The sequence below is a fragment of the Streptomyces sp. NPDC008137 genome (assembly GCF_042957035.1).
GTDB lineage: Bacteria > Actinomycetota > Actinomycetes > Streptomycetales > Streptomycetaceae > Streptomyces.
The window spans coordinates 57452-80615 of sequence record NZ_JBIBHN010000003.1; the positions used below are offsets into that span (position 1 = coordinate 57452).

A 23164-nucleotide genomic window follows, 5' to 3' on the forward strand; every position below is an offset into this window, starting at 1 on the left:
CGCTAAGTGCGCTAGGTGCGCTTTACGGTGCGCAGGGGGTTGCCGGGCGTCCAGACCTGGACGACGAGGTACGTCTGGTCCTCGACGTAGGTCCGCACGACCTCCGTCAGCTCGGTGCGGAAGAGGTGGAACGGCTCCGGCGGTTCCACCTCTTCGACGTATCCGGCCTTGGTCTCCGCGTCGTCGACCTCGACCGCCCGGCCGCTGATCCGGATGTCGCCGCCGCCCATGCCCGTGCCCTCCCCGGGGTTCGCCTGGAGCGCGAAGCGCGGGTCGCGGCGCAGGTCGAGCGCCTTGACCGAGCCCGGCATCATGCCGAGCCACAGCTCGCCGTTCAGGAACCGCACCTCCAGGCCGCTGGTGCGGGGCGAACCGTCCTTGCGAAGGGTGGCGAGGACGTGGTGGGTATAGGCGCCGAAGCGCTTCTCGACCGTGTCGGCCAGGTCCGGTTCGGCGGTGGCGAAAGCCGCCCAGTTCGCTGTCATGGGGAGAGTGTGGCGCCGAAATCCGACATCTTCTGTCGGCTATTCGTGGGGTGGGGGAGACCGGGGGCACAAGGGTGCGCACAGGGTGCTCGCAGGGGCGCTCGCCGCATCTTTACGAATCGGTTCTGTTCTTCCCGGCCTCACCGACGGTAACTTCCGCCTCGTACGAGGAAACAGCGCTGGAGGACCTATGCACGGGCCCACCCCGCCCCTGCCGCTGCCCACCGACCGGCTGCGGTTCGCGATGCCGCCCATGCACGAGTCGGTCGAGGACGAACGGCTGCACCGCAAGGAACGCCTCGCGGGCGCCCTGAGGATCTTCGGGCGGCTCGGCTTCGAGGACGGTGTGTCGGGGCACATCACCGCGCGCGACCCGGAGTACACCGACTGCTTCTGGGTCAACCCGTTCGGGCTGCCCTTCCGGCACGTCACCGTGAGCGATCTGGTGCTCGCCAACCAGGACGGCCAGGTCGTCGAGGGCCGCTACCACGTCAACCAGGCCGCGTTCACCGTGCACGCCCAGGTGCACGCCGCCCGCCCCGACGTGGTCGCCGTCGCCCATTGCCACTCGGTGCACGGCCGGGCGCTCGCCGCCCTCGGCGAGCTGCTGGAGCCCATCACCCAGGAGAGCTGCGCCTTCTACGAGGACCACGTCCTCTACGACGCCTACACGGGTGTCTCCGTCGACGCCGAGGAGGGACGGCGCATCGCGGACGCGCTCGGCTCACGCAAGGCACTCGTGCTGCGCAACCACGGCCTGCTGACCGTCGGCGACTCGGTGGACGCGGCGGCCTGGTGGTTCGTGTCCATGGAGCGGTCCTGTCAGGTGCAGCTGACGGCGCAGGCCGCCGGGCGGCCGGTCCGCATCGACCACCGGATGGCGGTGGCGACACGGGAGCAGCTGGGCGGCGACCTGGTGGCGTGGATCAACTACCAGCCGATGTGGCAGGACGTCAGCCGGAGCGAGCCGGATCTGCTGAGCTAGTCATCAGCAGCCGCTGAGCACCACCGTTCGCGTCACGCGGCGGGGGTGATGAGCCGCGGGCCGGTGGCGCGTTTGACCCGCTCGGAGGTGTCGGCCCCGAATTCCCCCCGCCAGGTCAACACGGCACGCCTGAATTCACCCGTGTTGACCAGACCGAGCGGACGTGAACCGGCTGGTGTAGGGGACAATTCGCTGTCGTCGCAGGGGAGTTGTACAGCGGTGCTTCCGGTGTCCGGAAGGCCGACGGTGGTTGGGTCGCGGGAAGGCGGGCGTCGGACGTGGCGGTGCGCGAGACGGGGCAGGGCGGCGTGGACGCGGGTGGGTACGCGGACGCGGGAGCGTATGCGGGCCGGTACTCCGGTGGGCCCGTGAGCGGGTACGCGGGCGGCCACGGCCGTGCTCAGGGTAGTGATTATGGGATTGCTCATGGCGGCGCTCAGGGCACTGCCCACGGCGCCGCCCATGAAGGCGGGTGCGCCTGCGGGGACTGTCCGCACGGGGCGCGTGAGGGGCACCGGAGGGCCGTAGCCGCGTTCCTGCGCAGGCGCGACGAGTTCGCGGCCGGGCAGGGGCTGCCGGCGGCGGTGGCCCACTCCGCCTCGGCGTCCCGGCAGTGGGTCTCGGAAGAACTGGCGCAGTCCGCGGAACTCGTCGCCGAGCGCGGCAGGGCCGAGGGCCAGGCCTGGCTGACGGGCCTGTGGCGCCGCACGGCGGGGGTGGTGTGGGCGGCCGTCGTGCTGTTGCTGCTCGGCCAGTGCCTCACCGCGGTCGGCGCGGGCTGGACGACGGCGCGCACGGCCGGGCTGGCCGCGGCGCTGGTGGTGGCCGGCGCGATGACCGCGGCGTCGTGGTTCCACCGGTCGAAAGGTGGTGCGCTGGCCCCCGTGATCGGCGAGGACAACCGTCTGTCCACTTCCCGTACGGTCGCCGCGGCGTGGGTCCTCTTCGTCGCCTACGCGGTGCTCGTCCTGGCGGGGCAGTTGGCGGCCGCCTCCCGGCACCGGGAGCGGGACGCGCTGATCTCCGGGCTGGAACTCGCCCGCGGCGCCGGGGTCGTGACCGTGCTCGCCGTGGTGTGCGGGATCGCCGTGCTCGTGCGGCGGGTGGTCGGGCTGCGGGTACTGGGGCAACGGCTGCAGAAGGTCCGCGCCGACCGTCCACGCGCCGCCGACCTGCTGACCGACGACGCGGGCCGGGGCACCTTCGCCGACATCCAGTACGTCGTCATCAGCGGTGTCGCCCTGGTCTTCGCGGCGGTGCGGCTCGCCAGGCGCCCGGATCAGTTGCCGGACCTGCCGTGGGGGCTGGCGGTGGTGGCCCTGGTGTCGGCCGCGACCTATCTGGCCGGCAAGTACGCGGAGGGCGGCCGGCCGGTCATCCTCTCCGTGGTCCGGGCCCGGGAGGCGGGCGACCTCGACGGGCCGATCCGCACGGGCGACGACATCGAGATCCGGGGCGCCGGGTTCGTGCCGCCGGGTGCGCAGGGGGCCGACCGGCTGGCCCGGATGGTCGTCCGGGTGGGTGCCGTGCACGTCCACGTTCCGCTGGTACCGGTACCCGGCGGCTTCAGCAACCCGGCGGACACGCTGCTGACGGTGCCGGTGCCGGCCGATGTCGAACCGGGGCGGGTGGACGTGCAGGTGGTCACGGCGGCGGGGGTGGAGACGAATCGGTACGCGGTTGAGGTGACGGAGTGACGGCTGTCTGCGGACTCCGGCGGTCGGGCAACAACGGGCAACAATTGGGGACAGACAGGGTTGAGCGCGGTTTGTTTGTCGTACGTATGGTCTGTTGAGGGGGTCTCGGCACCGGCGGCGAGAGGCGGCTTGCAGCGATGACTCACAGTATGCGAACGGACACGGGTTCCCCCCACTTCCGCGGCGACGGAGGCCGGCGGGACACCCTCGGCCGCTACGCCCTTCTTCCTCTGCGCATCTTCCTCGGCGTCACCTTCATCTACGCCGGCCTGGACAAACTCACCGACAGCGCCTTCATGAAGGACTCGGGCGCCGGGTCGATCGGCGACATGATGCGCGCCGTCCGCGACTCCTCCGCCATCCCCGCCCTGGTCGACCTCTCCCTGAAGAGCCCGGTCGGCTTCGGCTACGCCATCGCCTTCGGAGAACTGGCCGTCGGCATCGGCACCCTGCTCGGTGTGCTCGCCCGTCTGGCGGCACTCGGCGGCGCGCTGATCTCCCTCAGCCTGTGGCTGACCGTGAGCTGGGCCTCCGATCCCTACTACTACGGCAACGACCTCGCCTACCTCATGGCCTGGACCCCCCTCGTCCTGGCGGGAGCGCCCCTGCTGTCCGTGGACGCCGCGCTGAGGTCGCGACGACGACAGAGGCGGGAGTACCGGTAGCCCGGGAGCCCGGGAGCCCGGGAGCCCGGGAGCCCGGGAGCCCGGGAGCATGGGTGGCTGACTGGCTGACTGGCTGGCTGGTGGCTAGTGGGTGGCGGTACGGCCCGCCGTGCGGCGTCGGTGCAGGCGGCCCGTCAGGAACGCCACCGCGCCGGCCAGGCACAGTCCGCCCGTGACGAGCGGGATCGCCACGAACCAGGGGATCTCCCAGGCGCCGCCCGCGTCACCGGCGTAGAGGACGCCCGTCAGGACGAGGACCACACCGGCGACCAGCTTTCCTGGCCGGGGCTCATGACGCAGCACGGGTCACCTCCGCCTGTCCCATGCCGACCTGGAGGTCCAGGTCGATGGTGCCGGACCTCTCGACGCCCCTGGCGGGAGAGAGGGTGATCTCCTTCTGCTGTCCCGGTTTCACATCCACGTCCTTCGTGTCGTCGCCCGGCAGCTGGAGATCGCCCAGCCCCACGTCGACGCTCAGCCGCACGGTCACGTCCTCGGGCACGAGCACCTTCACCCGGCCGATGCCCACGTCGGCGCTTGTCGTCACGGTCTGTCTCCCGGCCACGTCCAGCCCGGTCAGGTCGAGGGTGCCGACGCCGGCGCCCAGTTCGTACCGCTCCCGTACATCCGCCACGGTGGCGGGCCGCCAGGTGGTGCGGGCCCACTGGGTGCCGATGTCCTTGGGCAGTGCCGCCGAGGCGGCGAGCAGCCCGGCCGTGATGATCGCCAGGAGGATCGAGCCCGCCCCGGTCCGTCCCAGGAAGGCGCTGACGGCTATGCCCAGGCCCAGGACGGCGAGCGCGCAGGACAGACCCGTCTGCAGGCTGGTGCCCAGCGGGTGCTCGTCCCAGGTCAGGTCGGTGCCCAGGGCACCGGCGAGCAGGGCCAGCAGGAAGACCCAGCCGCCGATCCACCGGGGGCCGCGCGGCTCGGGCGGCCGGTTGCGTGGCACGGGTATGTGCTCGCGGCCGCCGCCCCGGGTGCCGAGCCCGATGTTGACGGCTGCCGCGACGTCCGGGTCGCGGGCGTCGCGGGGGCCCCACAGGTAGCCCGTGCCGCCGATGTGGGTGCCGTCCTTGACGATGGGGTCGCGCCACCAGGAGGGGGAGGTGGCGAGGACCGGCGGCGCCTGGGGTTCGGGCGGGGCGTCGGCGGCGGCATGGGCGGCCAGGGGGTCGGGGCTGGGGGCGCCGCGCTGGCGTGACCAGTAACCGGCGCCGGCCAGCAGTATGGAGAGGACGAAGGCGAAGGTCAGCACTCCGCCGTTGTTCAGCAAAGTCAGGAACACTCCGCAGCCGACCAGCGCGAACAGCACGGCCGTCAGGGCCTGGCCGTCGACGCGTCCGGTCAGCAGCTTGCGCACCTCGTTCTCGTCCTCGTCCTCGTACGGGACGAGGAGCCAGACGAAGCCGTAGAAGAGCAGACCGATGCCGCCGGTGACGGAGAGCACCGCGAGCGTGATCCGGAAGATCACCGGGTCCAGGTCGCACTGCCGCCCGAGCCCGGAGCAGACGCCGGCCAGGGTCTTGTGGCGGCGGTCCCGGCGGAACGCGCGGGGTGGGCCGGGCGCGTCGCGTGCGCCGGGTGTTTCGGGAGCGCCGGGCCGGCCGGGAGGGGCTGCTTCCCCTGCCGGGTCGGCCGCCTCGGCCGCGGCGGGGGCTCCTCCCTGTTCTCCCGGTTCTCCCGCGCCCGCACGCCCGTGCGCGGGGGAGTCGGCGGGCGCGGCGTCGTGCGGCCCGGCGCCCGGTGCGGGGCGCGGGCCGGAGCCGGGTCCCGGACCCGTCGCGGCGTGCTCGTGATCGGTCATGGCTCCATGGTGACGGGCGCGGCGCCGCGGCGGCAGTCGGAACGACCCTGGCCGGACCCTGATATCGGCCCCGAGGAACGGCTCGGGATGCGTTCGACGGGCCGGCTCCGGAGATCAGGGGAGTCTCCGGGGTCGACCCTGATGCTCCGGCCTTCCGGCCGTGTGACCATCAATGGCATGTCGGAAGCCGCAGCAGCGCCACTCGCCGAACCGCGGCCGCCGCGCAAGCTCTACCGCAGCAGTGACGGACGCTGGCTCGGTGGCGTGGCGCGAGGCCTCGCCGGGCACCTCGGGCTGCCCGTCGTGTGGGTGCGGCTCGTGTTCGTCGGCCTGTTCATGGCCGACGGCCTCGGTGCGCTGCTGTACGCCGCGTTCTGGTTCTTCGTCCCGCTCGGCGTCGGCGGAGTCGACGCGCAGAAGCCGCCCGCCGCCTCGGAGACCTCGCCCGACGGCCGCCGCAGGCTCGTCGCCCGCAAACCCGACAAGGGCCAGATAGTGGCCCTGCTGCTCATGGTCGCCGTGGCCCTGGTGTTCGTGGGCAATGTGAACCTCAGCGGCGGGGCCCGGGTGTATCTCTGGCCGGCGGTGCTCGTGGGCGCGGGCGTCGCCCTGGTCTGGCGGCAGGCGGACAACGCCCGCCGGGCCCGCTGGGTCGAGGTCGGCCGCCGCCGGCGCACGGTCACGCTGCTGCGCGCGGTCGGCGGGGTGCTGCTGGTGACGGCCGGTGTCTCCGGCATCTTCGTCCTCCAGGGCTCCGCCGCCCATCTGGGGTCCGTCCTGCAAGCGGCCCTCGCGGTCCTCGTCGGGATAACGCTCCTCGCCGGGCCGTATCTGGTGCGGATGACGCAGGACCTCTCCGAGGAGCGCCTGATGCGCATCCGTGCCCAGGAGCGCGCGGAGGTCGCCGCCCATGTGCACGACTCGGTGCTGCACACCCTCACCCTGATCCAGCGCAACGCGGAGAACGCGAACGAGGTGCGCCGCCTCGCCCGCGCCCAGGAGCGCGACCTGCGCACCTGGCTCTACAGGCCCGAGGGCACCGGCAAGGAGGAGGCCGACGAACCCGCCACGCTCGCCGACGCCGTGCGGCGCAGCGCGGCCGAGGTGGAGGACAAGCACGGAGTGCCCATCGAGGTCGTGGTGGTGGGGGACTGCCCGCTCGACGAGGGGACCGGCGCACAGATGCAGGCCGCACGGGAAGCGATGGTGAACGCCGCCAAGTACGGTGGCGAGGGCGGAGCCGTACAGGTCTACGCCGAGGTCGAGGGGAAGACGGTCTTCGTGTCCGTCCGGGATCGCGGCCCCGGCTTCGACCTCGACTCGATACCCGCCGACCGCATGGGTGTCAGAGAATCGATCATCGGCCGCATGGAGCGCCACGGCGGCACGGCGCGGCTGCGCGCGGTGCCGGACGGTGGCACGGAGGTCGAGCTGGAGATGGAGAGGGCGGAGAAGACGTCATGAGCGACCCGACCGAGGCGAACGGTACGGCGGGAGCGGCGGAGGCGGCCGGGCCCACGGAGTCGGGCGGCGGCACCGGAGGGCGCCGGGTGCGCGTGGTCCTCGTCGACGACCATCGCATGTTCCGTACGGGGGTCCAGGCCGAGATCGGGCAGACCGAGCAGACCGGTGTCGAGGTCGTCGGCGAGGCCGCGGACGTCGACCAGGCGGTCACGGTCATCACCGCGACCCGGCCCGAGGTGGTCCTCCTCGACGTGCATCTCCCGGGCGGGGGCGGGGTGGAAGTGCTGCGCCGCTGTGCCCCCTTGATGGCCGACCCAGAGCAGCCGGTCCGCTTCCTGGCGCTGTCCGTGTCGGACGCGGCGGAGGACGTGATCGGCGTGATCCGCGGCGGGGCCCGCGGGTACGTCACCAAGACGATCACCGGTACGGACCTCGTCGACTCCGTCTTCCGCGTCCAGGAGGGCGACGCGGTGTTCTCCCCGCGCTTGGCCGGGTTCGTCCTCGATGCCTTCGCCTCCACCGACGCGCCTCCGGTCGACGAGGACCTGGACCGGCTGACCCAGCGCGAGCGCGAGGTGCTGCGGCTCATCGCCCGGGGATACGCGTACAAGGAGATAGCCAAGCAGCTGTTCATCTCCGTGAAGACGGTCGAGTCGCATGTCTCGGCGGTGCTCCGCAAGCTCCAGCTCTCGAACCGGCACGAGCTGACGCGGTGGGCCACGGCTCGACGGCTGGTGTGACGCGGCGGCCGGTCCGGCTCGCCCCGTCGGACCACCGAACCACCGGACCACCTGACCGCTTGTCAGCCACCCGTCAGACCACCCGTGTCGCCCCCGCGTACGGCATCTCGTCCAGCGGTGCGACCCGTACCGGGGCCGATGAGTTCGGGGCGTGGATCATCTGCCCGTTGCCCACGTAGATGCCGACGTGACTGATACCGGCGTAGTAGAAGACCAGGTCACCGGGGAGGAGTTCGGAGCGGGAGACGCGGCGGCCGGCGGCGATCTGGGAGTACGTCGTGCGGGGCAGCGAGACGCCCGCGGAGCGGTACGCGGCCTGCACGAGGCCCGAGCAGTCGAAGGCGTTCGGGCCGGTCGCGCCCCAGACGTAGGGACTGCCGAGCTTCTGATAGGCGTAGGAGACGGCGGCGGCCGCGCGGGCGTTGGGCGCTTGGGAGGCGGCGGAACCGGGGGCCGTCAGGGTGTCCCGGAGGCCCGTCGAGGAGCGTGAGGCGCGGTCCGCGCCCGGCCCTTGCCCCAGGGCGGCACGTTCCTGCGCGCTGAGCCGGGACAGCAGCTGACGAGCGGAGCCCAGCTTGCCGGTGATCGTCTTCTTGTGCCGCTTCAGCTCCGTCTGCCGTGACTTCAGGGACGTCAGCTCGATGTGGGCGGCACCACGCAGCTGCTCGATCTCCCGGAGCTGCTTGCGCACGCCCGCGACGGCGGACTTCTGCCGGTTGCCGGCCCGCTCCACGAACTCGGCGTTCTCGAGGTACCGGTCGGGGTCGTCGGACAGGGCGAGCCGGAGGGCGGGGTCGATGCCGCCGTCCCGGTACTGCGCGGCGGCGACCGAGCCCAGGGCGTCGCGGGCCGAGGCGAGCCGTTCCTCCTTGCGAGCCGCCTGGTCCTGGAGCTTCCTGAACCGCTCTCCGGCGGCGTCGGCCTTCTCCTTCGCGCCGTTGTACTTCTCGGTGGCGACCTCCGCTTCCTGGTACAGCTCGTCCACCTTGGCCTTGACCTGGCCGGGGGTGAGCTGCGGTTCGGCGTGCCCGGTTCCGTCGAAACCCGTCGCGGTCGCCGCGCCGGCGAGCGCGATCGTGGCGGCCGTACGGGCCGTGTTGCCGCTCGCGGTGCGCTGTCGGGGCTTGCGGTGCGCTGCCACCTGGGGAGCCACGTCCTTTCCTGCGGCCGCCAGGGCGTGCGACGGCCGCCGTGGGGAGCGGACGGGCGGCCTGCGCGTCCGGCGACGGCCCGCACAGGGGAAGCGGGCCGCCGCCGGACCTTCTGGCGGTGGTGCCCGACTGCCGCCCCTGGCCCGGGCGGCGGTGGGGAGCCGGTCACCTGGAGCAGGACGCTAAACCTCGCCCTGGCGGGCCCGTGGCCGGTGCGCGGAACTGTCCCGAGAGGACCGACGGTGACCGTATGCGACCGCGATCCCGTCCTGGCGCCGTCGCCTTAACTCAGCGTGATGACCGATGTGTCGATTTCCTGGGCGAGTGTCGGTGATCAGGTGCTATGGGGCGCATATATGCATCGGTGGGCCGGTGCCGGGCGGATCGGACCCCCTGATTAGGCTCCGGCCTCATGGACGTTCTCATCCACCTCTTCGTCGGCCTCCACATCATCGGCATCGCCTCGCTCCTGGGCGGCTTCCTCACCCAGATGAAGGCGATGGGCGAGGGCACCGCCCGCTACACCCCGGCGATGCTGCACGGCGCGCTGACGATGCTGGTCACCGGTGTGATCCTGGTCGGCCTCAACCAGGCCGACGACCAGTCCGTGAACAACATCAAGATCGGCGTGAAGCTGGCCCTGCTGATCGTGATCCTCGGCCTGGTCTACGTGAAACGGGACGACGAGAAGGTGGACAAGGGCCTGTTCGGCCTGGTGGGGCTGCTGACCACGGCGAACATCTTCATCGCCGTGCTCTGGACCTGACCCGTCGCCCGGGCCGGGCACCGGACCCGGCACCGGACCAGGCCGAGGCCGCCGTCCACACGGCGGCCACGAGCCACGCGGCCACCGCGATCCACAACAGCGCCTCCCCGAACCCGTCGAGCCAGGAGACGTCGAGGGCGACGGCCACGGCCAGCGCCGCCGTCCCCGTCTTGGCCCAGGTGAACACGGTCGCCCAGCGGCGGACGTCATGGCGGGGCCGGGGCCACAGGAACTCGGCGGCGAGCAGAACGGCGTAGCAGACCAGCGCGAGCACGAGCAGCGCGACGGTCACGGTGCGCAGGACGTCCCGGTCGTCCTCGTTCCACAGGTACAGACGCGCGCTGTCGGCGCTGATCAGCCGCGCCCCGGCGAGCGCCGAAAGGGCGAGCGCCCCGCCCGCGAGCCAGTGATCGCCGACCCCCTCGGCCACCTGGCGCACATCGAAACGGACCAGGGCGAGGACGTACAGCACCAGCCCCAGCCAGAACAGCACCAGCGCCGCGTGCGCGAGCCACGCCTCCGACTCGGCCGCGGCCAGCGTGGCACCCAGCACGGCGAGCCCCTGCGTGGCCATGCAGCGCGCGAACACCGTCCCGGGCCCGCGCGGCTCCCCGCCCTGCGGGACGAGGACCAGCGGCACCGGCCAGAGCAGTACGGCGAGCACCAGCAGCGTCACGGCCAGAGCCTCTGAGCCGGCCGCCGACAAGGCGGTGCCCAGGACAGCCGTCGCCGCCACGGTGGTGAGGGCGGTCGTCGTCACGCTCTCGAGGACGCCCGGCCTGCGCGTGTACGCCCGCCACCTGGTCCCGGCCCGCAGCAGCCGCACTGTGAAGTCCGCGGCGAACAGCAGCCAGACCGCGCAGGCCAGACCCAGGGTGATGCGTGAGAGGACCTCGTACCCCGCCAGATCAAGACCGACCGACAGGGTGCCGGTCGCCAGCACGGCAGCGCTGGCCGCCGGAGCACGCTGCGCCCACCAGGCGACGGAGGGGGAGGGGCCGGGCATGGGGCCGATGCTAGGAGGCCCCGCGCGCGTTACGGGCAGGCCACGCGCGCGGGGTCCCAAAAACCTGCGAGACCCGTCAGGCCGGCCGCACCACGCTGTGGATCGACGACTCGCCGTCGTAGTAGATCGACTCCTCGCGCACGTACGTGCCGGGCTTCGGAGCGTGGATCATCATGCCGTTGCCGATGTAGATGCCGACGTGGGTGACATCGTCGTAGAAGAAGACCAGGTCACCGGGCCGGGCGTCGGCCAGCGGGACCGTGGTGCCGGCGTTGACCTGGTCGTACGTCGTGCGTGGCAGGGTCACCCCGGCGGCCTTCCAGGCGGCCTGGGTGATGCCGGAGCAGTCGTAGGAGCCGGGGCCGGTGGCGCCCCAGACATACGGCTTGCCGATCTGGGCGCGGGCGAAGGCGAGCGCCTTGTCGGCCTTGGTGGCGTACGAGGAGTCGGGCGCGGTGGACGACGAACCCGCGGACGAGGAGGAGCCGCTGTCGTGCTGCTGGGCGGCCTCCTGCTGGGCGGCTTCCTGCTCCTTCTGCTGCTCGGCCTGCTGCCGGGCCAGCTCGGCGGCCTTGCGGGCGGCCTCCTGCTGCTTCTCCTTCTCGATCGCCGCGAGCCGTGCCTTCTCCTCGGCGGTCAGCTTCGACAGCAGCTCGCGCGCGTCAGCGAGCTTCCTCTGGACGGTCGCCTTGGCCGTCTTCAGGTCGCCCTGCGACTCGGTGAGCGTCTCGAGGCTCTGGGCGGCCTCCTGACGCTTCTCCATCGTCTCTGACTGCTGAGTGATGTAGTCGTCGACGGCCACCTTCTGACGGCCGGTCATCCGGTCCATCAGCTGGGTCTGGTCGAAGTAGTCCTGCGGGGTGTCCGCGAGCAGGAACGTCGCCGTGTCCGGGGTGGAGGCGCCGGTGCGGTACTGGGCTGCGGCGAAGGTGCCCAGCTCCTCCCGCGCCTCGTTGAGCTTCTGGGTGCGCTGGGCGACGTCGTCGAGGAGGGTGTCGACGCGCTTGCGCTGCTTCGCGGTCTTCTCCTTGGCCCCGTTGTACTTCTCGGTCGCGGACCCGGCCTGACGGTAGAGGTCGTCGACCTTCTTCTCGACTTCCTCCAGGCTGGGCTTGTCGTCGGCCTCGGGGGCGGCGTTGGCCGACTGGGACAGCAGGGCCACGGAGGTGAGGGCCGCCGTCGCGAGGGCGGGGGTCCGTATGCCTGCAACGCGCGAACCCGTAGGACGCGACTTGCGGTGCGACGCCAAGGGAGGCGACTCCTTCCATGCTCCGCCTACCGGGTTAGCTGTCGGGTTCGGGCGGGTGCTTCGGAAGGGTTGCCCTACGGCCTTCTCCGGAAAAGGAGTCGGGCCGATTCACCCCGGGGTCTCGGTTGGGTCCCCGGCTCTGGCTGCCGTGCGGCACGCCTGACTCGGCGGAGGCCACGCGGCCCGGCGACGTTCGCCGGTGGGGGTCGTGTGACCTCCTCGCACGGTAGCCAACTCGTGTGGCCCTTGTGAAGGTTGATGGGTGATATGCCCGATACATTTCCGTGACCTTGCTCATGAGCGTCGCCGAGAGTGATCGTTCGAGGGGGGTTGGGCACTGTTCATACGCAATTGTGAAGCCGTAGCGGCCTGTGGTCACGTGCTCCTGGAGGGTGACAGGGGGGTCCTTTCGGCGATGTTCTCAGGGCGGGGGCGGGCTGTCAGTGGGGCGCCCTAGACTCGGAGAGCGATGAGCAGCCTCTTTGACGACAGCTTCCTGGCGGACCTCCAGGCCCAGCGGGGCCCCGCGGACGAGCCCCCGCCGCCGCCCGAGGACGATCATGTGCCGGAGTCCGTTCCGGACGATCTGTTCGGCGGGAAGTTCGACGCGCCGCCGGACCGCGACGCCTACTACCGGGACGGCGCCGCGCGCCCGCCGGTGGACGCCGCCGCGCTCCTGGAGGGTCTGAACGACAACCAGCGCGCCGCCGTCACGCACTCCGGCTCCCCGCTGCTCATCGTGGCCGGCGCCGGCTCCGGCAAGACCCGCGTGCTCACACACCGCATCGCCCACCTGCTCGCCGAGCGGGACGTCCACCCGGGCCAGATCCTCGCCATCACCTTCACCAACAAGGCCGCCGGCGAGATGAAGGAGCGCGTCGAGCAGCTCGTCGGCCCGCGCGTGAACGCCATGTGGGTGATGACGTTCCACAGCGCCTGCGTGCGCATCCTGCGCCGGGAGAGCAAGAAGCTCGGCTTCACATCCAGCTTCTCGATCTACGACGCCGCCGACTCCAAGCGCCTGATGGCCCTGGTCTGCCGCGACCTGGACCTCGACCCCAAGCGCTTCCCGCCGAAGTCCTTCAGCGCCAAGATCAGCAATCTGAAGAACGAGCTGATCGACGAGGAGGACTTCGCCGCCCAGGCAGGCGACGGCTTCGAGAAGACCCTCGCCCAGGCCTACGCGATGTACCAGTCACGGCTGCGCGAGGCGAACGCCCTCGACTTCGACGACCTGATCATGACGACGGTCAACCTGCTGCGCGCCTTCCCGGACGTCGCCGAGCACTACCGCCGCCGCTTCCGCCACGTCCTCGTGGACGAGTACCAGGACACCAACCACGCCCAGTACGCCCTCGTCCGGGAGCTCGTGGGCACCTCCGAGCACCCCGTCGACGTACCGCCCAGCGCGGACGACCTGCCGCCCGCCGAGCTGTGCGTGGTGGGTGACGCCGACCAGTCGATCTACGCCTTCCGCGGCGCGACGATCCGCAACATCCTCCAGTTCGAGGAGGACTACCCGGACGCGACGACGATCCTGCTGGAGCAGAACTACCGCTCCACGCAGACGATCCTGAGCGCGGCCAACGCGGTCATCGAGCGCAACGAGTCCCGCCGCCCCAAGAACCTGTGGACCAACGCGGGCACGGGCGCGCAGATCACCGGCTATGTCGCCGACACCGAGCACGACGAGGCGCAGTTCGTCGCCGACGAGATAGACCGTCTCACCGACGCGGGCGAGGCGAAGGCGGGCGACGTCGCCGTCTTCTACCGCACCAACGCCCAGTCCCGTGTCTTCGAAGAGATCTTCATCCGCGTCGGCCTGCCCTACAAGGTCGTCGGCGGCGTCCGCTTCTACGAGCGCAAGGAGGTCCGGGACGTCCTGGCCTACCTGCGCGTGCTGGCCAACCCGGAGGACTCGGTGCCGCTGCGCCGGATCCTCAACGTGCCCAAGCGGGGCATCGGCGACCGCGCCGAGGCGATGATCGACGCCCTCTCCCAGCGCGAGAAGATCAGCTTCCCGCAGGCGCTGAAGCGCGTCGACGAGGCGTACGGCATGGCCGCGCGCTCCACCAACGCCGTCAAGCGGTTCAACACGCTGATGGAGGACCTCCGTACGGTCGTCGAGTCCGGCGCCGGCCCCGCCACCGTGCTGGAGGCGATCCTGGACCGCACCGGGTACCTCGCCGAACTGCAGGCCTCCACCGACCCGCAGGACGAGACCCGGATCGAGAACCTCCAGGAACTCGCCGCCGTCGCCATGGAGTTCGAGCAGGAGCGCGGCGAGGACGAGCAGGGAACGCTTGCCGACTTCCTGGAGAAGGTCGCGCTGGTCGCCGACTCCGACCAGATCCCCGACGAGGAGGACGGCGACGGCGTCATCACGCTGATGACCCTGCACACCGCCAAGGGCCTGGAGTTCCCGGTCGTCTTCCTGACCGGCATGGAGGACGGCGTCTTCCCGCACATGCGCGCCCTCGGCCAGACCAAGGAGCTGGAGGAGGAGCGGCGCCTGGCGTACGTGGGCATCACGCGCGCGAGGGAACGGCTCTATCTGACCCGCTCCACCCTGCGCAGCGCCTGGGGCCAGCCGTCGTACAACCCGCCCTCCCGCTTCCTGGAGGAGATCCCGCCGACCCACCTGGAGTGGAAGCGGACCGGTGCGACCGCGCCCGTGTCCTCCGGGCCGGTCTCCGCCGTGGCGGCCTCGCTGTCGTCGTCCCGTTCGCGTTCGTCGGCGTCGGGCGCGTCCGGTTTCGCCACGCGCCGGACCGCCGAGAAGCCGGTCGTGTCACTGGCGGTCGGGGACCGGGTCACACACGACCAGTTCGGCCTCGGAACCGTCGTGGCGGTCAAGGGAACGGGCGCGAACGCCGAGGCGACGATCGACTTCGGGGACAAGCCGAAGCGGCTGCTGCTGCGGTACGCACCGGTGGAGAAGCTGTAGCCCTGTAAGGCTGTAGCCCTGTGAGGTGAGCCCCGCCGGACAGACCGGCTGGGGCTGCCGGGACGTTACGTCGGGTCGACGCCGTGGCTGCGCAGCCACGGGAGCGGGTCGATCGGCGAGCCGCCGCCCGGACGCACCTCGAAGTGCAGATGCGGGCCGGTCGAGTTGCCGGAGTTGCCCGAGCGCGCGATCGAATCGCCGGCCTTCACGGTCGTACCGGAGGGGACCGTGTAGGTGGAGAGGTGGCAGTACCACGTCTCCGTGCCGTCCTTCGCGGTCAGGATCAGCATGTTGCCGTAGGCGCTGTTCCACTGGGTGCGGACGGTGCCGTCGGTCGCGGCCATCACGGTCGTGCCGTACGAGACGGGGAAGTCGATGCCGGTGTGCAGGGACATCCAGTTGATGCCGGACTGGCCGTACTGGGCGCTGAGTCCGTGGCGGGCGACCGGCATGGCGAACTTCGGGCGCAGCCGCTCCTTTCGGGCCGCCTCTTCCGCCGCCCGCTTCCGCTCGGCCGCCTGCTGAGCCTTGAGGTCGATACGTTCCTGCGTACGGCTGGCCCGGTCGGCGAAGTCGTCCGCGCCGGCGGAGAGACTCTGCAACTGCGTGTCCAGCTTGTTGTTGGCGGCGGCCGGCTTCACCGGCTGCGCGTCCGCCGCGGTGGTCTGCGCCTCCGCGGCGCTGTCCTCGGTGAGGCTGCCGACGGACGCGGCGGCGATCCCCGCGACACCCATCACACACGCCGAGGGCACCGCGATGGTCATCAGCGCCGAGCGCTTGGGGGGCGTACGGCGGCGGGAGCGGGACCCGGCGCGCGAGGCCGCCCGTGCGGCGGTGCGCGGGCCGACCTCTTCCTGGCCGTCCAGGAGCGGGCCGACGGTGGGCAGTTCGCCGGTGGCGGCCGGCTCATCGCCGTCCGCGGCGGGGTCCTCGTAGGCGGCCCCGGTGACGTCGTCGTAGCCGGTCTCCAGCTGCTCGAACGTCGCCGTCTCGTGCTGGTGGAAGGCGTCCGTGTGCTGCTCGTACCCGTCGGGGGACGGCGCGGCGGAGCCGTCGGAGTTCCACTGCGTGGCGTCGTAGGTGCCGGTGTCGAAGGCCTGCGTGCCCCATTCCCACTGCTGGGTCTGGTCGGCCGGATTGCCGGACTGGTCGGGCTGGAGCCAGGCGCCGGAGTCCCACTGTCCGGTGGCGTCCGGGGACCCGGCCTGCGACGGGACGACCGACAGCGGCTGCTGCTGGGCCGGCCAGGAGGTCGTGTCGTAGACACCGGTGTCGTAGGCGGCGTGATGCTGGGCCGCGTACATGTCGTAGTGCGGGTTCTCGTGCGTGCCCGTGGGCCAGTGACCGGTGTCGTAGGCGCCCGTGTCGGGGCCGCTGCCCGGCAGGTTGCCGAAGAGGGGGTCGCTGGCGAAGCTCGCAGTGGCGTGCCCGGTGGCGTCGAAACCGGCGCCGTCCGTACCGGCGGGGTGGGCGCCGGCGGCGTCAAAACCAGTGGCCGCGTAGTCGCCGTACGTGGTGAAGTCGCCGTACTGGGCTTCCTGGGTGCCGTACGACGCGTAATGCGCCGAGGCGGCCTCGGAAGCCGGAGCCGGGGTCATGGTCCCCGACGGGTGACGGTCGTTCACCAACTTCTCTTTCGCCTCGACAACAGGGGCTGCCAGAGCAGTGCGGCGACTGTACCCGGCGGTACGCGGGCACGACAATCTTCGGCAGGTTTCGCGCGCGCATGAAACGGGCATTCGGCCGTGTTTTGGCGGACGGCGGGCGCGGGTTTGGCTTTGTGTTCGAAGTTTGTTCGACGTTTCGATGCGAGGCGCGCATCGGTCGGGTCCGCCTTCAGGCCACCGTGAGGCCGCCGGTGTGATCTGCGGACGCTTCACCCGGGTGGGCCGTGTCGAGGACCTGCCGTATTCCGTTGGCGACTGCGGGGTGCACGGGCAGGGCGAGGTGGCCGATGCCGGTCACCCGCACGTTCTGCACCGTCAGATCGGGATGGTCGATGCGGGCCGTCTCCAGTGGGTCCATCACATGGTCCAGGTCGCTCCAGTAGCTGACGAAGTGCGTACGGCAGTCAGGGGCGGGCCGAGTGAGCTCCTCGAGCACCGGTGAGCCGGGGCGCATCTGGCGCACGATGGGGTGCGCGTCCGCCAGAGGCGCGACCCGGGTTCCGGAATGCGGCGTGCCGAGGGTGACGAGGGTCCGGACGCGGGCGTCACCGCCGAGCCGCTGCACGTAGTAACGCGCTATCAGGCCACCGAGGCTGTGCCCGACGACATCGATCCGCCGGGCCCCGGTGCGCTCGCAGATCTCCTCTACGCGCCGGCCGAGCAGCTCGGCCGCGGCACGTATGTCGCAGGTCAGCGGCGAGTAGTTGAGGGACTCGATCTGCTGCCTGCCGTGCTGGGCGAGGCTGCGGCGCAGCAGGACGAAGACCGAGCGGTTGTCGATGAAGCCGTGCAGCAGGAGGACCGGGGGCTTGGCCTCCGTGGGCAGTTGGGCGGCACCGTCCGTCGTGGGCGGCGCCGGGGCGGGGCCGCGTCGCTCCTGGGTGATGCCGGAGGGATAGAGGAGGAGATGCCCCGCCAGGATCGCGATCTCCAGGGCGGTGGCCTTCAGAAGGGCCACGGAGAGTCCTGTCAGCCGGCTCGGCAGCAGGTGCCGGCACAACGGGAGAAAGGGCAGAGCAGCCCCGGTGACCTTCATGGCCGACCTCCTGTCGGCACGCGGAAGGACGGCTCCGCCCCCCGTGTGCCCTCGTGGAAAGCTGCTGCGAAGACGGCCGGCGATGACCACGTGAGCGGCCCGAGCCGCGTGTGCCGTGGGGCCTGAGTGAAGCGTGTGGCGTGTGTGGCGCCAGTGGTCCCCTGGGTGCGGTACGTGCCGTGCGTGCGGTTCTTGCCCTGCGTGTCTTCGCCGAAGTGCCGTACCGCCGCTGTGTGTGGTGGGTGGAGCGGCGGTACGGCGACTTCGTCGCGGCTCCCCTTGCGCTTGTCCCACCGTGTGATTTCCCCCTCGCTCCGCAGCGCGAAACTGCCGGTTGCGGGATCCTGGAGATAACGTTCGTTTACTTGCCCGGCTGATGCGGGGCGGGGTGTCCGTGCGGTGCGGCGTGTACGGCGTGCCCGATGTGTGCGGTACTTGTCGGTACGGATGGATGTATTCGCTTCATGGAGGCAGTGATGGGTGTGGCAGCCGGTCCGATCCGCGTAGTGGTGGCCAAGCCGGGGCTCGACGGCCACGATCGCGGGGCCAAGGTGATCGCCCGGGCCCTGCGTGACGCCGGTATGGAGGTCATCTACACCGGGCTCCACCAGACTCCCGAGCAGATCGTCGACACGGCGATCCAGGAGGACGCGGACGCGATCGGGCTGTCGATCCTCTCCGGCGCGCACAACACGCTCTTCGCGGCGGTGATCGAACTGCTCAAGGAGCGGGACGCGGCCGACATCCTGGTCTTCGGCGGCGGGATCATCCCCGAGGCGGACATCCCCCTGCTGAAGGAGAAGGGCGTCGCGGAGATCTTCACGCCCGGCGCGACGACGACGTCGATCGTGGAGTGGGTCCGGACGAACGTACGTCAGCCGGCCGGGACGTAGGCCTTCGGCGGTTCGGCCGGGGCGTAGGCTTCCGTCGGTTCGGCCGGGGCGGCTTCGCCTGGCCGGGACCGGGCGCGATGCTGGTTCCGTTTCCGGTTTCGGTGCCGTGGCTGGTGGGCCCGTTGTCGCCCGGGACCGGGTCCTCGAGCGGTCGTCGAGGGATCGCGGATCTACGGCGCGCCCAGTTCCTCCGCCATCGCCGCGCGCAGCCGCAGGGTCGTGACCAGGCGCTGGAAGGCCTCCGCCCAGTAGCCGCCGGCTCCCGGTGAGGCGTTCTCCGGGTCGTCCGGTACGGCCAGCAGGAGGTCGAGGCGACCGGCCTCGGACGGGTCGAGGCAGCGCTCGGCCAGGCCCATGACCCCGCTGAAACTCCATGGATAACTCCCCGCGTCCCGAGCGATGTTGAGCGCGTCCACGACCGCCCGGCCGAGCGGCCCGGACCATGGCACCGCGCACACTCCGAGCAGCTGAAAAGCCTCGGAGAGGCCGTGCGTCGCGATGAAGCCGGCCACCCATTCGGCCCGTTCGGCGGCGCCCAGCGTGCCGAGCAGCTTGGCGCGTTCGGCCAGGGACACCGCGCCCGGGCCGCCCGCCTCCGGGGCCGAGGGCTCGCCGAGCAGCGCGCGCGACCACTCGGCGTCCCGCTGGCGCACCGCCGCCCGGCACCATGCCGCGTGCAGTTCGCCCTGCCAGTCGTCCGCCACCGGCAGCGCCACGATCTCCCGGGGTGTCCGCCCGCCCAGCCGCCGCGACCAGGTTCCGAGCGGTGCGGCCTCGACCAACTGGCCGAACCACCACGACCGTTCTCCCCGTCCCGCCGGGGCCTTCGCCACGACGCCGTCGCGCTCCATGGCCGGGTCGCACTCGTGCGGTGCCTCGACGGCGATCACCGGGGTGAACTGAGTGGTGGGTGTGGCTGGTGTGGCCTGTGCGGTCGCGGTCTGCGTGTGGTCGACGGCCACGCATGCCTCCGCCCTGACCGCCATCCGCGCGGCGAGCGCCGAACCGGGCAGCGCCGACAGCAGCTCCGCCGCCGTCGCCCGGACGTTGCGGCTGCGGTCGGCCAGGGCTTGTTCAAGGAACGGCTCGTCGTCCGGGCCCAGGCCCGCGCGCAGGGAGTCGAGGAACATCAGCCGGTCCTCGGCCCGTTCCGTCGCCCAGGTCGTCGCGAGCAGTTCGCGCGCGGCCGCCGGTTCGCGGGAGCGCAGGGCCGAGAGGAGGGCGACCCGTTCGGCGAACAGGCCCTCCTGCCACAGCCGCTGAATCCGGTCGTCGTCATCGACGTGCGGCAACGCCGCTCCACCGCCCGGTGCCGAGCGCAGGGCGAACCGCCAGTCCTGGTTCAGCCGCGCCAGCCACAGGGCCCGCGGCCCCGCGAACTCCAGCACCGCCGGACGCAGGTCGGTACGCCCCCGGGCCGCGTCCAGCAGTGCGGGAAGCGTGTGCGGAGGCGGTGCGAAACCGCGGGCGTTGGCCCCCGCGAGCCACTGGGGCAGCAACTCCGTCAGGTCGGGCGCGGCGCCCCGGCGGCCGCCGCCGGAGGGGCCGGGGCGGTCGGCCAGCAGCAGTGCGAGTCTGCGGGCCGCCGCGGGCGGCAGGGGCGGACGAGGGTCCTCCGGGGCCGCCTGCGGGCGCTCCGCGGCCCGCGCCGGACGCAGACCGGCCCGACGCCGTACGGTCTCCGTCGCCGCCGCGTCCAGCAGGGCCACCGGTGCCGCCGGGCCGGGCCCGGAGCCCGGCGGGGTGCGCCGGTCCGTGCCCAGCAGAGCCGTGGTGACGAGCCCCTCCCAGTCGCCCGCGACGGGCGCGTCCACAGGAGCGGAGGTCCTTGTCATGAGCGTCCTTTCCGTGGGGCGCCCGTGAGTGGTTGAAGTCTCACCCTCATCGGTTGTCCCGTGATGACTGAAAGATGCGTTGATGTGGCTGATTCATGGGAAGAGAGGGGCGGACCGGAACGGCCGGCCCGCCGCCGTCGGTTCAGCACAACGCCACCGCGTCGCCCGGCCCCTCGGGCCAGGCCGTCAGCGGGGTGAAGCCCTGGTGGCCGCATTCGCCGAAGACCGTGACCGGGGCACCACCCGACAGGGCGACCAGCCGCCACAGGCCCGGCCGGGAACGCGCGGCGGGAGTGAGCGGCAGCGCCGCGTCCTCGTCGGCGTCCGCCAACTGCCAGGAGCCGCCGTCCGGGGTGGGGACGACCCGGTCCAGCGTCACCGGGACGGACTCCAGCCACGGATCGTCGCGCAGGGCGTCGCCGTAGCGGGCCGCCGCCTGCGATGTCGTCATCCCTGGCGGGCGTATGTCCGTGGGCGTGGGCGGTGCGAACCGCTCTCCCAGGGCTGCCCGCAGCTGCCCGGCGCCCGGATAGGCGGACATCTCGGCTTCCAGGGTCAGCCCCACCGGCAGCGCCAGCTCCGGGGCGCGGCCGGCGGCGCCGTAGGAGAGGAGCAGCGCGGTGCGGTGCGAGCCGGCGCCGTGCAGCCAGATCCGGCGGGTCGTCAGGCGTGGGTCCGTCGTGTCGTACTGGGCGAGCACCAGCCAGCGGTCCCGCACCGGCGGGCCCTCCGCGGAGGCCGGCAGGCCGAGCCGGGAACGGACCGTGGCGGCGAGGCCGTCCGGCAGTCGCTCGCGGCGCAGCCAGCCCTGGCCGAGAAGATGCAGCAGCGCGCACTCCTCCAGCAGCCGCACCGGCCAGCCCGGACCGGTGGACGGGATCGCCCCCAGCTCCCGCACTCGCGCGGCGAGGCCCTGCGCCTGGGCGTCGACCATGCGGGCCGCCGTCTCCTCCCAGAGGCCGTAGCCGGACTGCTCCGCTGTCGCCAGGCCGCCGCGCAACAGGTCCGCCAGACGCTGCTCCAGCTCCACCGCACCCGCCGTGACCCGCTCGGCCCGCCGCTCCGCCCGGCGCCGCGCCGCCTCCGGATCAGCGGACCCGGAAGTCGAAGCCGGGCTCTCTCCCGAGCTCTCCTCCTCCGCGCGCTTGCGCCGCCCCGCTATCCACTGCCCGGCCCACTCCGGTGCCTGCCCCGACGGGACCGCTCCCTCGCCGCCCGCCCAGAGCAGCAGCAGCCCGAGCGCGTGCTTGCACGGGAACTTGCGGCTCGGGCAACTGCACTTGTACGCGGGCCCCGAGGCGTCCGCGATGTCCACGATCGTCTGATACGGCTTGCTCCCGCTGCCCTTGCACAGCCCCCACACCGTCCCCTCGTCGGAACTCCCCGCCTCGGACCACGGCCCCGCCGCGCCGAGTTTGCTTCCCGCTTTGCGTGACGCGGTGTCAGGCGCCAGTGCCAGCACCTGGTCCGCCGTCCAGCGCACCCCCTGCTGTGTCATGCCAACGAAGGTAGATCCCCCCACTGACAATCGGGTCCGTGAGCGACTCCGGCGAGGCATTTCCGCAGGTCAGAACGGATTGTCAGTGGTGTGGTGCAACGTGGTCACCAGATCCGAACCGGCCGAGCTGGAGGGGGACTCAGCCATGCCTGTGTCCGTTGAACCGACGTCGCAGACCGACGGTGCCGAGGCGCTGCGGCCGCACGCCGAGGACGCTTTCGCCGGCGAACTCGCCGCACTCGCCGCGCAGGACGACCGCCCGCGCCCGGCCCGCTGGAAGCTGTCGCCGTGGGCCGTCGCGACCTACCTGCTCGGCGGCACACTGCCGGACGGCACGCTGATCACGCCGAAGTACGTGGGCCCGCGCCGCATCGTCGAGGTCGCGGTCACCACGCTCGCCACCGACCGCGCCCTGCTCCTGCTCGGCGTGCCCGGCACGGCGAAGACCTGGGTGTCCGAGCACCTGGCCGCGGCGGTCAGCGGCGATTCCACGCTGCTGGTGCAGGGCACCGCCGGCACACCGGAGGAGGCCATCCGGTACGGCTGGAACTACGCGCGGCTGCTCGCCCACGGCCCGAGCCGCGAGGCCCTCGTGCCCAGCCCGGTCATGCGGGCGATGTCCGAAGGCATGACCGCCCGCGTCGAGGAACTGACGCGTATCCCCGCCGATGTGCAGGACACGCTCATCACGATCCTGTCGGAGAAGACGCTGCCGATACCGGAGCTGGGCCAGGAGGTCCAGGCGGTCCGGGGCTTCAATCTGATCGCCACGGCCAACGACCGCGACCGCGGGGTCAACGACCTGTCCAGCGCCCTGCGCCGCCGCTTCAACACCGTGGTGCTGCCCTTGCCGGAGAGCCCCGACGCCGAGGTCGACATCGTCTCGCGCCGCGTCGACCAGATCGGCCGCTCCCTCGACCTGCCGGCCGCGCCCGACGGCCTCGACGAGATCCGCCGGGTCGTCACGGTCTTCCGGGAGCTGCGCGACGGGGTCACGGCCGACGGCCGGACGAAGCTGAAGTCGCCCAGCGGCACGCTGTCCACGGCCGAGGCGATCTCCGTCGTCACCAACGGACTCGCCCTGGCGGCCCACTTCGGCGACGGCGTGCTGCGGCCGGGCGACGTCGCCGCGGGCATCCTCGGCGCGGTCGTCCGCGACCCCGCGGCCGACCGCGTCATCTGGCAGGAGTACCTGGAGACCGTTGTCCGCGAGCGCGACGACTGGAAGGACTTCTACCGGGCCTGCCGTGAGGTGAGCGTGTGAGCGGTACGG

At 71.9% G+C, this 23164-nt stretch carries 19 protein-coding genes and 1 riboswitch; of the genes, 9 read left to right on the forward strand and 10 right to left on the reverse strand.

The features are described from left to right. Positions 1-11 precede the first annotated feature (11 nt). Entirely contained in the window at positions 12-485 is a 474-nt protein-coding gene (locus ACFZBT_RS06255) for a pyridoxamine 5'-phosphate oxidase family protein (RefSeq protein ID WP_391099040.1), read from the reverse strand. A gap of 190 nt (positions 486-675) precedes the next feature. Here ACFZBT_RS06255 and ACFZBT_RS06260 point away from each other — a divergent pair, with 190 nt between their 5' ends. The 3 genes from ACFZBT_RS06260 to ACFZBT_RS06270 all read left to right on the forward strand — a co-directional run bounded on the left by ACFZBT_RS06260 (position 676) and on the right by ACFZBT_RS06270 (position 3832). Continuing rightward, on the forward strand, positions 676-1470 hold the full coding sequence (locus ACFZBT_RS06260) for a class II aldolase/adducin family protein (protein ID WP_391099042.1): 795 nt from the start codon (positions 676-678) through the stop codon (positions 1468-1470). 419 nt (positions 1471-1889) lie between these two features. After that, on the forward strand, positions 1890-3167 hold the full coding sequence (locus ACFZBT_RS06265) for a hypothetical protein (RefSeq protein WP_391099847.1): 1278 nt from the start codon (positions 1890-1892) through the stop codon (positions 3165-3167). 137 nt (positions 3168-3304) lie between these two features. After that, entirely contained in the window at positions 3305-3832 is a 528-nt protein-coding gene (locus tag ACFZBT_RS06270) for a DoxX family membrane protein (protein WP_391099044.1), read from the forward strand. 84 nt (positions 3833-3916) lie between these two features. Here the strand turns inward: ACFZBT_RS06270 and ACFZBT_RS06275 are convergent, their stop codons facing one another. Both ACFZBT_RS06275 and ACFZBT_RS06280 read right to left on the reverse strand, forming a co-directional pair. Further along, positions 3917-4135, reverse strand: a complete 219-nt coding sequence (locus ACFZBT_RS06275) for a hypothetical protein (protein ID WP_391099046.1) — start codon at positions 4133-4135, stop codon at positions 3917-3919. Next, positions 4122-5639 carry a PspC domain-containing protein gene (locus tag ACFZBT_RS06280; RefSeq protein WP_391099048.1) on the reverse strand — a complete coding sequence of 506 codons (1518 nt, stop codon included), beginning with the start codon at positions 5637-5639 and terminating at the stop codon, positions 4122-4124. Before ACFZBT_RS06280 ends, ACFZBT_RS06275 begins: the two co-directional genes overlap by 14 nt. Positions 5640-5816: 177 nt before the next feature. On the opposite strand from ACFZBT_RS06280, the gene ACFZBT_RS06285 reads away from it, so the two are divergent. Both ACFZBT_RS06285 and ACFZBT_RS06290 read left to right on the forward strand, forming a co-directional pair. After that, positions 5817-7103 carry a PspC domain-containing protein gene (locus tag ACFZBT_RS06285; RefSeq protein WP_391099051.1) on the forward strand — a complete coding sequence of 429 codons (1287 nt, stop codon included), beginning with the start codon at positions 5817-5819 and terminating at the stop codon, positions 7101-7103. Then, positions 7100-7843, forward strand: coding sequence for a LuxR C-terminal-related transcriptional regulator (locus ACFZBT_RS06290; RefSeq protein WP_391099053.1), 744 nt, complete (start codon positions 7100-7102; stop codon positions 7841-7843). Before ACFZBT_RS06285 ends, ACFZBT_RS06290 begins: the two co-directional genes overlap by 4 nt. 73 nt (positions 7844-7916) lie before the next feature. Here the strand turns inward: ACFZBT_RS06290 and ACFZBT_RS06295 are convergent, their stop codons facing one another. Beyond that, positions 7917-8984: an NlpC/P60 family protein gene (locus ACFZBT_RS06295; protein WP_391099850.1), complete on the reverse strand. Its 1068-nt coding sequence runs from the start codon at positions 8982-8984 to the stop codon at positions 7917-7919. Between the two features lie 422 nt (positions 8985-9406). Here ACFZBT_RS06295 and ACFZBT_RS06300 point away from each other — a divergent pair, with 422 nt between their 5' ends. After that, entirely contained in the window at positions 9407-9760 is a 354-nt protein-coding gene (locus tag ACFZBT_RS06300) for a hypothetical protein (protein WP_033311513.1), read from the forward strand. On the opposite strand, the gene ACFZBT_RS06305 is transcribed toward ACFZBT_RS06300, so the two are convergent. Together ACFZBT_RS06305 and ACFZBT_RS06310 are read right to left on the reverse strand one after the other, a co-directional pair. Continuing rightward, positions 9738-10766: a hypothetical protein gene (locus tag ACFZBT_RS06305; protein WP_391099057.1), complete on the reverse strand. Its 1029-nt coding sequence runs from the start codon at positions 10764-10766 to the stop codon at positions 9738-9740. The genes ACFZBT_RS06300 and ACFZBT_RS06305 overlap by 23 nt on opposite strands. A gap of 76 nt (positions 10767-10842) precedes the next feature. Continuing rightward, entirely contained in the window at positions 10843-12015 is a 1173-nt protein-coding gene (locus ACFZBT_RS06310; RefSeq protein ID WP_391099060.1) for an NlpC/P60 family protein, read from the reverse strand. 8 nt (positions 12016-12023) lie between these two features. Further along, positions 12024-12195, reverse strand: a riboswitch (cyclic di-AMP (ydaO/yuaA leader). A 289-nt stretch (positions 12196-12484) separates the two neighbouring features. Here ACFZBT_RS06310 and pcrA point away from each other — a divergent pair. Then, a complete protein-coding gene (gene pcrA, locus ACFZBT_RS06315) occupies positions 12485-14962 on the forward strand; it encodes a DNA helicase PcrA (protein ID WP_391099062.1) in 2478 nt (825 codons plus the stop codon). Positions 14963-15027: 65 nt separating this feature from the next. On the opposite strand, the gene ACFZBT_RS06320 is transcribed toward pcrA, so the two are convergent. Beyond that, positions 15028-16701, reverse strand: coding sequence for a peptidoglycan DD-metalloendopeptidase family protein (locus ACFZBT_RS06320; RefSeq protein ID WP_391099065.1), 1674 nt, complete (start codon positions 16699-16701; stop codon positions 15028-15030). A 97-nt stretch (positions 16702-16798) separates the two neighbouring features. Continuing rightward, entirely contained in the window at positions 16799-17665 is an 867-nt protein-coding gene (locus ACFZBT_RS06325) for an alpha/beta fold hydrolase (protein WP_391099067.1), read from the reverse strand. Between the two features lie 476 nt (positions 17666-18141). Here ACFZBT_RS06325 and ACFZBT_RS06330 point away from each other — a divergent pair, with 476 nt between their 5' ends. Further along, entirely contained in the window at positions 18142-18558 is a 417-nt protein-coding gene (locus tag ACFZBT_RS06330; RefSeq protein WP_391099069.1) for a cobalamin-dependent protein, read from the forward strand. Between the two features lie 170 nt (positions 18559-18728). Here the strand turns inward: ACFZBT_RS06330 and ACFZBT_RS06335 are convergent, their stop codons facing one another. Next, a complete protein-coding gene (locus tag ACFZBT_RS06335; RefSeq protein ID WP_391099072.1) occupies positions 18729-20393 on the reverse strand; it encodes a DUF5691 domain-containing protein in 1665 nt (554 codons plus the stop codon). Positions 20394-20535: 142 nt separating this feature from the next. Beyond that, positions 20536-21891: an SWIM zinc finger family protein gene (locus ACFZBT_RS06340; RefSeq protein WP_391099074.1), complete on the reverse strand. Its 1356-nt coding sequence runs from the start codon at positions 21889-21891 to the stop codon at positions 20536-20538. A gap of 145 nt (positions 21892-22036) precedes the next feature. Here ACFZBT_RS06340 and ACFZBT_RS06345 point away from each other — a divergent pair, with 145 nt between their 5' ends. Next, on the forward strand, positions 22037-23155 hold the full coding sequence (locus tag ACFZBT_RS06345) for an AAA family ATPase (RefSeq protein WP_391099077.1): 1119 nt from the start codon (positions 22037-22039) through the stop codon (positions 23153-23155). The last annotated feature ends 9 nt before the right edge of the window (positions 23156-23164 follow it).

Bases quoted from the DNA above. Each gene is read 5' to 3' on its own strand.
- pcrA (WP_391099062.1), top strand. From the start codon at position 12,485: ATGAGCAGCCTCTTTGACGACAGCTTCCTGGCGGACCTCCAGGCCCAG.
- ACFZBT_RS06330 (WP_391099069.1), top strand. From the start codon at position 18,142: ATGGGTGTGGCAGCCGGTCCGATCCGCGTAGTGGTGGCCAAGCCGGGG.
- ACFZBT_RS06300 (WP_033311513.1), top strand. From the start codon at position 9,407: ATGGACGTTCTCATCCACCTCTTCGTCGGCCTCCACATCATCGGCATC.
- ACFZBT_RS06280 (WP_391099048.1), bottom strand. From the start codon at position 5,639: ATGACCGATCACGAGCACGCCGCGACGGGTCCGGGACCCGGCTCCGGC.
- ACFZBT_RS06335 (WP_391099072.1), bottom strand. From the start codon at position 20,393: ATGACAAGGACCTCCGCTCCTGTGGACGCGCCCGTCGCGGGCGACTGG.
- ACFZBT_RS06290 (WP_391099053.1), top strand. From the start codon at position 7,100: ATGAGCGACCCGACCGAGGCGAACGGTACGGCGGGAGCGGCGGAGGCG.
- ACFZBT_RS06305 (WP_391099057.1), bottom strand. From the start codon at position 10,766: ATGCCCGGCCCCTCCCCCTCCGTCGCCTGGTGGGCGCAGCGTGCTCCG.
- ACFZBT_RS06320 (WP_391099065.1), bottom strand. From the start codon at position 16,701: ATGCCCGTTTCATGCGCGCGCGAAACCTGCCGAAGATTGTCGTGCCCG.
- ACFZBT_RS06255 (WP_391099040.1), bottom strand. From the start codon at position 485: ATGACAGCGAACTGGGCGGCTTTCGCCACCGCCGAACCGGACCTGGCC.
- ACFZBT_RS06285 (WP_391099051.1), top strand. From the start codon at position 5,817: ATGTCGGAAGCCGCAGCAGCGCCACTCGCCGAACCGCGGCCGCCGCGC.
- ACFZBT_RS06340 (WP_391099074.1), bottom strand. From the start codon at position 21,891: ATGACACAGCAGGGGGTGCGCTGGACGGCGGACCAGGTGCTGGCACTG.
- ACFZBT_RS06270 (WP_391099044.1), top strand. From the start codon at position 3,305: ATGACTCACAGTATGCGAACGGACACGGGTTCCCCCCACTTCCGCGGC.
- ACFZBT_RS06325 (WP_391099067.1), bottom strand. From the start codon at position 17,665: ATGAAGGTCACCGGGGCTGCTCTGCCCTTTCTCCCGTTGTGCCGGCAC.
- ACFZBT_RS06345 (WP_391099077.1), top strand. From the start codon at position 22,037: ATGCCTGTGTCCGTTGAACCGACGTCGCAGACCGACGGTGCCGAGGCG.
- ACFZBT_RS06260 (WP_391099042.1), top strand. From the start codon at position 676: ATGCACGGGCCCACCCCGCCCCTGCCGCTGCCCACCGACCGGCTGCGG.